The sequence below is a fragment of the Marinobacter sp. M1C genome (assembly GCF_023314135.1).
Classification (GTDB): domain Bacteria; phylum Pseudomonadota; class Gammaproteobacteria; order Pseudomonadales; family Oleiphilaceae; genus Marinobacter.
In genome coordinates this window covers 4,705,652-4,717,968 of the sequence record NZ_CP092289.1, presented here as the reverse complement: position 1 = coordinate 4,717,968, position 12,317 = coordinate 4,705,652, and the positions used below count along the sequence as shown (strand labels likewise).

General features: G+C 53.6%; 11 protein-coding genes and 1 pseudogene. 7 read left to right on the top strand and 5 right to left on the bottom strand.

What is annotated here, in order from left to right; genetic code table 11:
- Positions 1-60 precede the first annotated feature (60 nt).
- The 7 genes from atpG (at position 61) to MIH19_RS22240 (ending at position 7,488) form a co-directional block, all read left to right on the top strand.
- Positions 61-921, top strand: a complete 861-nt coding sequence (atpG, locus tag MIH19_RS22270; RefSeq protein WP_249006929.1) for a F0F1 ATP synthase subunit gamma — start codon at positions 61-63, stop codon at positions 919-921.
- 53 nt (positions 922-974) lie between these two features.
- On the top strand, positions 975-2,369 hold the full coding sequence (atpD, locus tag MIH19_RS22265) for a F0F1 ATP synthase subunit beta (protein ID WP_249006928.1): 1,395 nt from the start codon (positions 975-977) through the stop codon (positions 2,367-2,369).
- A gap of 35 nt (positions 2,370-2,404) precedes the next feature.
- The gene (locus MIH19_RS22260) at positions 2,405-2,827 is read left to right on the top strand and encodes a F0F1 ATP synthase subunit epsilon (protein ID WP_249006927.1); all 423 of its coding nucleotides are present in this window, start codon (positions 2,405-2,407) and stop codon (positions 2,825-2,827) included.
- Between the two features lie 167 nt (positions 2,828-2,994).
- Complete coding sequence (glmU, locus tag MIH19_RS22255; RefSeq protein WP_249006926.1) at positions 2,995-4,359, top strand: bifunctional UDP-N-acetylglucosamine diphosphorylase/glucosamine-1-phosphate N-acetyltransferase GlmU; 1,365 nt, start codon at positions 2,995-2,997, stop codon at positions 4,357-4,359.
- Positions 4,360-4,437: 78 nt separating this feature from the next.
- Positions 4,438-6,270 carry a glutamine--fructose-6-phosphate transaminase (isomerizing) gene (gene glmS, locus MIH19_RS22250; RefSeq protein ID WP_249006925.1) on the top strand — a complete coding sequence of 611 codons (1,833 nt, stop codon included), beginning with the start codon at positions 4,438-4,440 and terminating at the stop codon, positions 6,268-6,270.
- 392 nt (positions 6,271-6,662) lie between these two features.
- Positions 6,663-6,998 carry a DUF1778 domain-containing protein gene (locus MIH19_RS22245; protein ID WP_249006924.1) on the top strand — a complete coding sequence of 112 codons (336 nt, stop codon included), beginning with the start codon at positions 6,663-6,665 and terminating at the stop codon, positions 6,996-6,998.
- Positions 6,949-7,488, top strand: coding sequence for a GNAT family N-acetyltransferase (locus MIH19_RS22240; protein WP_249006923.1), 540 nt, complete (start codon positions 6,949-6,951; stop codon positions 7,486-7,488). The genes MIH19_RS22245 and MIH19_RS22240 overlap by 50 nt, the downstream gene beginning before the upstream one ends.
- A 432-nt stretch (positions 7,489-7,920) precedes the next feature.
- Here the strand turns inward: MIH19_RS22240 and MIH19_RS22235 are convergent.
- The 5 genes and pseudogenes from MIH19_RS22235 to MIH19_RS22215 all read right to left on the bottom strand — a co-directional run.
- Positions 7,921-8,055, bottom strand: a pseudogene (locus MIH19_RS22235) (transposase); the annotation flags it as partial.
- Between the two features lie 62 nt (positions 8,056-8,117).
- Positions 8,118-8,603, bottom strand: coding sequence for a hypothetical protein (locus MIH19_RS22230; protein ID WP_249009082.1), 486 nt, complete (start codon positions 8,601-8,603; stop codon positions 8,118-8,120).
- A 2-nt stretch (positions 8,604-8,605) separates the two neighbouring features.
- Complete coding sequence (gene istB / locus MIH19_RS22225) at positions 8,606-9,361, bottom strand: IS21-like element helper ATPase IstB (RefSeq protein WP_249006922.1); 756 nt, start codon at positions 9,359-9,361, stop codon at positions 8,606-8,608.
- An 11-nt stretch (positions 9,362-9,372) separates the two neighbouring features.
- Positions 9,373-10,914 carry an IS21 family transposase gene (istA, locus tag MIH19_RS22220; protein WP_249006921.1) on the bottom strand — a complete coding sequence of 514 codons (1,542 nt, stop codon included), beginning with the start codon at positions 10,912-10,914 and terminating at the stop codon, positions 9,373-9,375.
- A gap of 110 nt (positions 10,915-11,024) precedes the next feature.
- Positions 11,025-12,314 (bottom strand): hypothetical protein, encoded by a 1,290-nt coding sequence (locus MIH19_RS22215; protein WP_249018612.1) that lies wholly within the window; start codon positions 12,312-12,314, stop codon positions 11,025-11,027.
- Positions 12,315-12,317: the final 3 nt, after the last annotated feature.

Here is a 12,317-nt window from a genome sequence, read left to right as displayed (position 1 = left end):
GGCCCGCTGCGGCGGGCCTGTTGGTCCAAATGAGTGTCTAACTTGAAAGGGCAGTGACCTATGGCCATCGGAAAAGAAATACGTAATCAGATCGGCAGCATCAAGAGCACGCAAAAAATCACCAGCGCCATGGAAATGGTGGCGGCGAGTAAAATGCGCAAAGCTCAGGAACGCATGCGGGCGACTCGGCCTTATGCGGAAAAGATGCGCCAGGTAATTGGACACATTGCCAAGTCCAACAAAGATTATCGGCATCCGTTCATGCTTGAGCGTGAGGTGAAGCGTGTAGGCTACATCGTTATCTCTTCTGACCGCGGCTTGTGCGGTGGTTTGAACAGCAACGCGTTCAAACTTCTGGTGCGTGAAATGCGTGACTGGAAAAATAAAGATGTTGCGATTGATCTTTGCGCAATTGGGCAGAAGGGCGCTTCATTTTTCCGCAGCTACGGCGGTAACGTGGTTGCGGCTCTTACGCACATCGGTGACGCTCCCAGCGCGGAAGCTTTGATCGGTAACGTTAAGGTAATGCTGGATTCTTTCCGGGACGGCAAGATCGACCGGTTGTACCTGATTAGCAACGAATTCGTCAATACCATGACGCAAATGCCGAAAGCACAGCAATTGCTGCCGCTGCCGGAAGGCAAAGAAGACGACATCGGTCACCAGTGGGATTACATCTACGAGCCGGATGCGCGCCCGATTTTGGATGCGCTGCTGCCACGCTATATTGAGTCCCAGGTTTATCAGGGAGTGGTAGAAAATCTGGCCTGCGAACAGGCTGCCCGGATGATTGCCATGAAGAGTGCTACCGATAACGCCGGTGACATTATTAAAGACCTGCAGTTGGTATACAACAAAGCTCGTCAGGCAGCCATTACGCAAGAGATTTCGGAAATTGTGAGCGGCGCGGCATCGGTCTGATTCGCCACAATCCTACTGGTATTATTGACTATGAAGATAGCGAGGAACCGAGCATGAGTAGCGGACACATCGTTCAGATCATTGGCGCGGTTATCGACGTGGAATTTCCACGTGATGCCGTGCCCGGCATTTACGACGCACTGCTGCTTGAAGGTGGCGAAACAACTCTGGAAGTTCAGCAACAGCTGGGCGACGGCGTTGTACGTACCATCGCGATGGGCAGCACCGAGGGCCTGAAGCGCGGCCTGAAAGCAGAAAACACACACAAGCCGATTTCAGTACCTGTGGGCACCAAGACTCTTGGCCGCATCATGGACGTTCTGGGTCGTCCTATCGACGAACAGGGCCCAATTGGCGAAGAAGAGCGTTGGGCGATCCACCGCAAAGCACCCGGTTATGCTGATCAGGCTGCATCTGCAGACCTGCTGGAAACCGGCATCAAGGTTATCGATCTGATCTGCCCGTTTGCCAAGGGCGGCAAAGTAGGCCTGTTCGGCGGCGCCGGTGTAGGCAAGACCGTTAACATGATGGAATTGATCAACAACATTGCGAAAGAGCACTCCGGTCTCTCCGTATTTGCCGGTGTTGGTGAGCGGACTCGTGAAGGTAACGACTTCTACTACGAGATGAAGGACTCCAACGTTCTTGATAAAGTAGCGATGGTTTATGGCCAGATGAACGAGCCCCCGGGAAACCGTCTGCGTGTTGCCCTGACCGGTCTGACCATCGCCGAGAAGTTCCGTGACGAAGGCCGTGATGTACTGTTTTTCGTAGACAACATCTACCGTTACACCTTGGCCGGTACCGAAGTATCCGCACTGCTGGGCCGTATGCCTTCCGCAGTAGGCTATCAGCCCACGCTGGCCCAAGAAATGGGTGAGTTGCAGGAGCGTATTACCTCCACTAAAAGCGGTTCCATCACGTCCATCCAAGCGGTATACGTACCGGCGGATGACCTGACCGACCCGTCACCAGCCACCACCTTCTCCCACCTTGACGCCACCGTGGTACTGAGCCGTGACATCGCTTCCAAGGGTATTTACCCGGCGATCGACCCGCTTGACTCCACCTCGCGCCAGCTAGACCCGCTGGTGATTGGTGAGCAGCACTACGCGGTTGCCCGTGGTGTGCAGAACGTTCTGCAGCGCTATAAGGAACTGAAAGACATTATCGCCATTTTGGGTATGGACGAGCTGTCGGAAGATGACAAGCAGATCGTATCCCGTGCCCGGAAGATTGAGCGATTTCTGTCTCAGCCATTCCACGTTGCTGAAGTATTTACCGGTTCACCGGGCAAATACGTGTCTTTGAAAGAGACTATCAGCAGCTTCGAAGGCATCCTCAATGGCGACTATGACGATATGCCTGAACAGGCGTTCTACATGGTCGGCACCATGGACGAAGCCGTCGAAAAAGCGAAGGCTATGAAATTGAAAGAAAGTAAGTAAATCTCTTTCAATTTCTGACCCAAGAGGCTTAGATAATGGCTATGACTGTACATTGCGACGTCGTAAGCGCTGAAAAGAAGATTTACTCCGGTCTGGTAGAGATGCTAATCGCTACTGGCTCAGAGGGAGAGTTGGGCATTCGGTTAGGCCATGCTCCGCTGCTGTCTGCACTCAAACCGGGCGCTGTGCGGATCATCAAGCAAGGTGGTGAGGAAGAAATTCTGTACGTGTCCGGGGGCTACCTGGAAGTACAGCCGAATCTTGTCACCCTGATGGCCGACACGGCGGTGCGCGCGAAAGACGTCGACGAGGCCGCAGCATTGCAGGCCCAGAAAGACGCCGAAGCGACACTGGCGAATAAAACGGGCGAGTTCGAGTACTACCGTGCCGCGGCCGAACTGGCAGAAGCCGCCGCTCAGCTACGCACATTGCAAAAACTGCGTAAGAACGTTCGTTAACAGCGTTCGGCAGGGCTCGCCCTGAACAAGCCGCATCCCGCGTGGGTAGCGGGTGTTGTGTCACCGTATTTGGTGAGTGCAATGCCGGCACCCACTGCAAGGATGCGGCTTTTTTATTATCTGCATCACCGTTAAACAGAGTCTGACCACAAAGGATGAGTTACCTCATGTCACCGCTGCACGTTGTTATTCTGGCCGCAGGCCAGGGCTCCCGGATGAAATCATCGCTGCCAAAGGTGCTGCACAAGGTTGCCGGGCGATCCATGCTGCACCACGTAATAGCAACCGCCCAAACCTTGGGCGCGGCGGGGATTCACGGGGTGATTGGCCATGGTGCCGATCAGGTAAAAGCCGCCTCTGCGGACCATAACGTCAGCTGGGTTATGCAGAAGCAACAGCTAGGCACCGGACATGCCGTTGCCCAAGCATTGCCAGACTTACCGGATGATGCGCGAGTGCTGGTGCTTTACGGCGATGTACCGCTGACCACGGCGGATACGCTGCAAGGGCTGGTTCAGAACCTGGATGAAAAAACCCTCGGGCTGCTAACGGTCACTCTGGATAACCCCCAGGGCTACGGCCGTATTCTGCGCAATAGTGCAGGCCAGGTAACCGCTATCGTGGAACAAAAAGACGCCAATGCGGAACAGCTGGCGATTTGCGAAGTGAACACCGGCATCCTTGCCGTCAGCGCTCGGCATCTGAAAACCTGGTTGCCACAGCTTTCTAGTAGCAACGCTCAGGGTGAATACTACCTGACCGATATCATCGCCATGGCGGTGCAGGCGGGCATGATGGTCAACGTTGCTCAACCGAGCAATGCGTTTGAAGTACAAGGTGTGAATAACCGTGTGCAGCTGGCTGAGCTTGAGCGCTGGTATCAAAGCCGCGAAGCCGAACGCCTGATGACAGAAGGAGCCACCTTGGCGGACCCGGCGCGGATAGACGTGCGCGGTGAGCTTAGCATTGGTAACGACGTGCTGATTGATGTCAACGTGGTGTTTATCGGTAAGGTGACCTTAGGTAGCCATGTGTCTATTGGCCCAGGCTGCGTGATCACCGATGCGACCATAGCTGACGGCGCGCAGATTCACGCTTACAGCGTGATTGAGCAAGCCAGTGTGGGTGAAAACGCCCAAGTTGGACCCTTTGCGCGCTTGCGGCCGGGTACACAGTTAGCGGCCAACACCAAAGTGGGTAATTTTGTTGAAACCAAGAAAACCATCTTGGGTGAAGGCAGCAAAATTAACCACCTGAGCTACATCGGCGATGCTACGCTGGGTGCCGGCGTGAACGTGGGTGCAGGTACCATCACCTGCAACTATGATGGTGTGAACAAGTTCCAGACGGTGTTGGGCGATGGCGTGTTTATCGGCTCCAACAGTGCCTTGGTCGCACCAGTCACTATTGGCGCTGGCGCCACGATCGGTGCAGGCTCGACCATCACCAAAGATGTCGCAGAGCAGGAACTGGCGGTTGCCCGCGGACGCCAGAGCAATATACCCGGCTGGCAAAAGCCGAAAAAACACTAAGCACGATTTCTTTTCACTGCTTTTCAAAACTTTTACACCGTTTTCACGACAATTTATACGACGAACAGGACAAACAGCATGTGTGGCATTGTAGGTGCGGTTTCAGAACGGGATGTTCACGGCATACTTCTTGAGGGACTGCGTCGCCTTGAATACCGCGGGTACGATTCAGCGGGTATGGCCGTGATTGACTCCGCAGCAAAGGTGCATCGCGCCCGCGAAGTGGGCAAAGTAGCGGCTTTGGCTGAAGCCATTGCTGCCAATCCGCCGGCAGGTTCTGTGGGCATCGCCCACACCCGCTGGGCCACCCACGGTGCGCCCTCGCAGATAAATGCACATCCACACATGTCTGGCGACCGATTGGCCATCGTGCACAACGGCATTATCGAAAACTATCAGGAGCTGCGCGAGGAACTGAAAGCCGAGGGCTTCGAATTCACCTCGCAAACCGACACCGAAGTGGTCGCCCACCTGATCGAGAAAAAATACCGCATCACCGGCGATCTGTATCAAGCGGTTAGCCAGGCGATCAGCCATCTGCGCGGCGCTTACGCCCTGGCGGTCATACACGCCGATGAACCCGATCACATGGTCGTGTGCCGCGAAGGGAGTCCGCTGGTGGTTGGTGTAGGCATCGGCGAGAACTTCATCGCATCTGACCAACTTGCGCTGCTGCCGGTTACCGACCGCTTCATGTTTTTAGAAGAAGGCGATATGGCCGACATTCGCCGCGACCGCATGGATATTCGCGACCGTGAAGGGCAAGTGGTAGAACGCACAGTGAGTCGCTTTGAACACGGCAGCGATTCCGCTGATAAGGGCGAATATCGCCACTTCATGCTGAAGGAAATCTTTGAGCAGCCGCGTGTAATCAAAGCCACCATGGAAGGCCGGGTTACAGCCAAAAAAGTATTGGAACAAGCGCTGGGAACGTCCGCTGGAGACCTGCTCAAGAACGTGCGACACGTACAGATTATTGCTTGTGGCACCAGTTACCACGCTGGCATGGTGGCCCGTTATTGGATTGAAGACTTGGCCGGTGTGCCTTGCTCGGTAGAAGTGGCTTCCGAGTTCCGCTATCGCAAGCATGTGATTCAGCCGGACACCCTGTTCCTGTGTATTTCTCAATCCGGTGAAACCGCCGATACTCTGGCTGCCCTACGCCAGGCAAAAAAAGCCGGCTTCCGCGCGGCGTTGGCCATTTGTAATGTTCCCGGCAGCTCGTTGGTGCGCGAATCTGATTTGGTGATGATGACCCAGGCAGGCCCGGAAATCGGTGTGGCCTCCACCAAAGCCTTCACCACCCAGCTCACCGCGTTGCTGATTTTCACTCTGGCGTTGGCGCGCCACAACGGCTTGAGCGAAGAGCGCGAAGCCGAAATCGTCGAGGCGCTTCATAAGGTGCCGGGGCAGGTCGAGCAGGTTCTGGCTCTGGACAGCGCCATCGCCGAGCTGTCTGGGGCCTTTATGGACAAAGTCCACAGCCTGTTCCTGGGCCGCGGCTCTCTGTTCCCGGTGGCGCTGGAAGGTGCCCTGAAGCTGAAAGAAATTTCCTACATACACGCCGAAGCCTATCCGGCCGGCGAGCTCAAGCACGGCCCGTTGGCGCTGGTAGACAGCGACATGCCGGTCGTCACCGTGGCCCCGAACAATGCGATGCTGGAAAAGCTCAAGTCCAACCTTGAAGAAGTTCGCGCCCGCGGCGGCGAACTGTTTGTGTTTGCAGACTCTCAAGCCAATGTGAAGGCGGAAGAAGGTCTGCACGTGTTGTCACTGCCGTCGGTACACGAGATTACCGCGCCCATCGTGTACACGGTGCCGCTACAGCTTCTGTCTTATCACGTGGCCGTGCTTAAGGGCACTGATGTAGACCAGCCGCGGAATCTGGCGAAGAGCGTGACGGTGGAATGATTTGGATTGGCGTTAGCGGTGATTTGTGGCGTGATAATAAAGTTGGTGACAAGGTAATAAAGTTGGTAACTAATGGGGTAAGTCACTGATCTGCTGTCGATAAGGAGCGTAACACTGGGACAAAGTTACCAACTTTATTTTTTAGCGCCACCCACAAGAGGGTTGCAGACGCTCCCAATTAATTTGACTCACCAGAGCAACACATCTGGTCGTTGAAGGCCGCAGGCCGGACCTCTTCAAGTCCACAGCCCCTAAAACCTGTGTGCCGTTTAGTCACACAAATTGACATAGATGAGAACTCTTGTTATCATCGCCTTCGACACTGACCAAATAAGGGCCATTTTAGAAAAAACGCTCGGTCGGGAAGTCATATAAATACGGGGAGCATGGGAATGAAAACTCAGACTAATAAGGCGGGTAAAGATCCCCGTCTCGTAGCACGAGTGGATATACAAACGCAGCAATTTATCGCGCAAGCTGCTGAGCTATCTGGGATGACAATGAGCCAGTTTCTCATTGATTCAGCCCGCTCAAAAGCTGAAGAGGTGGTGGATCGGATTACCCGCATTCGGGTTTCTGTTGAGACAGGAAATAGGATGCTGGAAATCTTGGATCGGAAGCCTCGGAAGCCATCTAGCAAGCTCGTGCAGGATGCGCTCGACTACAAGGAGTCCGTAAATGACACTGACGCAACAAACGAGGCTCACGCCGATCCAGAAACGCCATAACCGCAAGGCTTTTGATTGCGGTTATGCTGACCTGAATGAATTCCTGTCTCACAGCGCAAGAGCTTCATCTGACAAGCGAATAACCCGAACATTCGTGATAGAAGCCCCCTCCGATCCAAACAGGATCATGGCGTACATCACGCTAACCTACACAAGCTTTGACCTACCCGTTGAGTGCAAGCCTGCGCGGAAGCGGAAACTGAAAAACCCTGTCCCTGCGCTACTCCTTGCAAAAATGGCCGTCGACAATCGATACAAGGGCTCCAGCTACGGAAAGCGCCTTCTCACCTTTGCGATCAAAGAAGCATCAGAGATCTCCAAACGAGTCGGGGGTGTCGGCTTGGTGATTGACGCAAAAGACAATGACGCGAAGGCGTTTTACCTTAGCCGGGGCGGTGATGATTTCGAGATTATCGATGAGAGCGGCCTAAAGCTTTGGCTTCCCATTGATATCTGCGATGCCATCGCACATACACTGGGTGATCCGTAGGTCAAGGAGATCGTTCCCATCGCCAACGCGTTTCGCCACCGAGAATGCACTGAAACGCATGTGCGAAGGTTTGCCGGATCGGGCCAGATCCCGGATCTCCTGATCGGACAATGGATTCGGATTCATTCGCCGTTGACCATCAGACATCTAGAGGCCATCCACATCGCTTGCTGCAAGGTGTCATTCAGATCACGATGCGACTGATGGTAGAGCTGGGCCGGTGTTGGTTTTGCTAAACGAACATTGGAAATCGTGGAAAAGCCTGAGTTTAATAGTTACCGACTTTATTATCACGCAGTGCCAGCTCCGCTACTTAAACTCACTCTGAAGTTACCAACTTAATTTTCTATCGCGGCTTTTTCAGTGCGGAAAAATGCGGGCTACAGCGGCGTCTAGTTACCAACTTTATTATGATCCTACATGATTTTCACCCCATCGCCTGAGGGCGCTTTTGTCGACATTCAAAGAGCGGCTGGCTTCGGCAATAGTGTAGCCCTGATCAAGCACCAGACATACAGCTTCCTGTATGAACTCTTCTGGCGTAAAAGATCGTCGTTTCCTGGTCATCAGACACCTCACTTATGGCGGCAATATTACCACCTATGTTGGTGTCCGGAATCATTGAACCACTACACATTACCTATTCCACCGTTAAGTGTGTCATCTCCTGCACCACCTAAGAGTAAATCGTTACCACCTAAACCATTAAGTACTGTATCTGTGTCATCTCCAATTACCACTTCACTGGCATTCGTACCATCACCATTAATTCTAAAGCCAGAATAACCAAAGTCATTCAAGGCAGAGACAAGTTCAGGTTGTAAAGTGAAATCAACTCCATCCCAACCCATACGCGTTATATTTGTGCCAACGATGCGTTGCATATCAAGTAAGTCACGCACTGCTTCACCTGTTGCTTCATCAAAACGTGTTTGGAATGCGGCATCACTGGCAGCAAAATAAATCCCTAAACCATCAGCAGTTAAAGCTAAAATTAGTGTATCAAGGTAAGGTGCGTAAACCGCTGAAGGTTGCCACCCATTCCACCTGAAGCCTGCCACCCGGACCGGAGCAAAGCTGCCACCCATCGGAGCGTAGCGACGCGGGGATTTCATTGTTACTCCAAAGCGGTGGTGCCCGTCAACTTTGCTTGTCGTTTTCGCATGGACTCACCCCTGAGATTGATCTTGTAGGCGTTGTGAACCAGCCGATCCAGAATGGCATCCGCCAGAGTGGCGTCACCGATGACGTCATGCCATTCGTCGATAGGGAGTTGGCTGGTGGCGATGGTGGAACGACGGCCGTAACGGTCTTCCAGCACTTCCAACAAGTCTCTTCGGTTCTCTGCGCTCAGTTTCATGAGCCCCCAATCGTCCAGGATCAGTACATCGACTTTGGCGAGATTTGCTAGCAGTTTGGGGAACTGACCATCTCCTTTGGCGATGGTCAGTTCTCGTAGTAACCGGGTCAGGCGAACGTACTGGGCGGTGTAGCCTTCCCGACAGGCTTTGTGCGCCAGTGCACAGGCCAGCCAGGTTTTGCCAACACCGGTGGGGCCGGTAATGAGCACATTCAGGTGTTCCTTCACCCATTGGCAGCTTGCCAGGGATTGGATTAATCCCTTATCCAGGCCGCGTGAGTTCCGGTAATCCAGGTCTTCGAGAACGGCGGTGTGTCGCAGTCCAGCCCGGCGCAGCCGGCTGGTCAAGCGTCGGTTGTCTCTTTCGGTCATCTCCCGGTCAACCAGCAGTCCAAGGCGTTCCTCGAAGCTCAGTTCTGTGATGTCGGGCGTGGCTGACTGATCAGCCAGTGCAGCGGCCATGCCGGTCAATTTGAGGGCATGGAGTTTGTCCAGAGTCGGATGTTTCAGCATGTCAGGTTCCCTCAGTGGTAGTAGGCCGGGCCGCGGATGTTGTCGTGGGTATCGGGTAAGGCCAGCTCTTGCTGCTCTTCCAGGGGCTTCTGGTCCAGGCGGTGTTTGAGAATGGATTCAATGCTTTTGTAGCGGCAGCTACCCAGCATCAGGGCTCGACGGCAGGCGGCTTCCAATCGTGCCTCGCCGTAGCTCTTTCCCAGCCGGAGAATGCCCAGGCAGGAGCGGTAGGCCTGCTGCGGGTGTTTTCGGGCACCCAGGGCGGTGCGGATGAGCTTTTCCGTCGCGGGCCCGGTCTTGGCCGCCCAGGCAATCAACCGTTCCGGCGACCACTCACCGGCCTGCCGATGGGATTCGGGCATATGGGCGGCGATGGTGGTATGCCGTCCCTTCTGGTCAGAGCGGCGATGGCTAGCAATCCGGTTGCCCCGGTAAAAACACTCAATGATGTTGTGGGTGATCCGGACCTCCACTTCCTTTTTGATCAGGGTGTAGGGCACCGAGTAATAATGCCCGTCAACGGCTATGTGGTAGTCGATGTTCACCCGGGCCTTCTTCCACTCCGCGTAGACATAACGCTCTGCTGGCAGGGGCTGTAGGGCGGGTTTGTCCAGCTGTTCGAAGTGGTCGCACCGGCATCCGGGCAGCTTTCGGAAGGGGCGGCGATTGAGCTTCTCCAGCAGCTCACGGAGGGTTGCATTGAGCTGCCCCAGGGAGAAGTGCTGACGGTGGCGCAGCGCCGCCAGGATCCAGCGTTCGACGATCAGCACACCGCCTTCCACCTTGGCTTTGTCTCGGGGCTTTCGGACCCTTGTGGGGACCACGGCTACGCCGTAATGGGCGGCCATGTCCTGGTAGGTCGGGTTGAGGTCTGGCTCGTAGCGGTGGGCCTTGGTAACACCGGATTTAAGGTTGTCCGGAACCACCAGTTCCGGCACACCCCCGAGGAATTCGAAGGCCCGGATGTGGGAGCCGATCCAGTCCGGCAGCTTCTGGCTCCAGGTGGCTTCGGCGTAGGTGTAGTTGGAGGCCCCAAGCACCGCCACAAAGACCTGCGCCTCGTGGATCTCTCCGGTGGTGCGGTCAATGACGGGCACGGTCTGGCCGGCGTAGTCCACAAACAGCTTCTCACCCGCTCGATGGTCCTGGCGCATCACCAGGTCCAGCTTGCCCTGCCAGGCCCGGTAGTGCTCACAGAACCAGCTGTACTGATACCCTTCCGGGTTCGCTTGCCGGTACTCCTGCCAGAGCAGGAACAGAGTGACGTATTGACCCTTCAGTTCGTCGTGGATCTGATGCCAGTCCGGTATGCCCCGGACCTGAGCCGGCAAGTCTGGAGGGGGTGGGAACAACAGCTGCTCAAGGCGAGCCTCACCCAGATCCTCCGGCAATGGCCAGCTCAGACCGGCCTCGGCTAAACGCCGAAGATACTCGCTTACCGTGGGGCGGCTGACGCCGCAGGCCGCCGCAATCTGTCGATTACTCAGCCCTCGCTCCCATTTGAGGCGAAGGACTTCTTTGATCTTACGCATGGATAACCTCTTCGCAGGCATCGGGTCTTCTCCGGATGAAAAGACTCAGAGTACCGTTAAGTTATCCCGCGCCGGACGGTTTCGATGGGGTGAGTCAGGCAGCCTGCCGGGGTGGCAGCTTTGCCGTGGAATCAGTGGCAGCTTTCGCGTGGAATGGGTGGCAGGCTTCGACTGGAATCAGTGGCAACCTTGGTCTGGAATACGCAGTAAGGTTCTAGTCGAGTTTGTAATAACAAACCGTCATAAACGGATTGACGTAATGACTCATAAGATTGATCAAGGAAGTTACGGCGTGCAGCAAAAAAATTAAGATTTACTTCTGTCGCACCGTCAGCAGGTGAAACAAAGGTACGGCCATTAAAACGTTCAAGAATTTGTAGCTTATTGATCCATTCATCGTAGCCTGCTGAGCCTTCCGCAAAACCGGATACAGAAATATTTGTCGGCAAGCCGTCATAAGCACCATCAGCTATTACTGCAAGCTCAGAGGTTTGACTCCACTCGGTTAATAACCCATCAAGCAACGCCAATTGTTCATCACGTGTAGTCGCCACATCATACTGTGTCAGTATTACAGCAAGTGTAGGACTTAAACTTGCCGCTTCACGCAAGTTACGTACCTGACCGGAACCATTCATATCAGGCAAAGCTTCAGCTTCAGGCGTTAAAGGAATACTATCGGTAAACTGACTAATAAACGTGTTTTCAGCTAAATCAATATCACCCAACTCAGCTGACACACTACCCACATCAGATCTTGAACCACCACTACGAACATAAGTACCAATATCAGCAAGAAGGTTACCATTAGCTAGGGGTTGTGAGTTTTCAGTGCTTTCTACATTAATAGAAATAACACCCGCTTCATCTAGCGTTTTAAGTTCACCTTCTTGTGAAATACCATCACTGTTTAAATCTTGCCAAACACGTAAATTAGCAAAGTTGGCATCATTCACATCAACTATACCATCATCAGGTTTAATCCAGCCTTTTCCTGCTTTATTACCATCACCATCGTGATCAAATAGAATGGGGTTGGCTAAATTAATACCAACCGTTTCCAGGCCATCACCATCTAAATCTAGAGTGAGAGGATCACGACGTTGTACAGAAACTTGTGCTGTATTAAAGAAATCAACAATATCTGCTCCAATTGACTCTGACCATGGAACAACATCATTGTAATGCCATGCAATAGAGGTTTTAGCTATCCCATCTAAGCCTTCCCATGCAATATCCCACTCAACTAAGCGATCTGTCCAAGAATCATATATAGGTGCATCTTCATCACTAGCAAAACCGGCACACCATTCCATAGTTAAATAAGTACGAGCAGCTAACTCTGCTTCTAATGTAAAATTTCCTGCAGACTCTAATACTGTACTCCAATACGCTTCTCTAGAAGTATCATCTTGCATCACCTA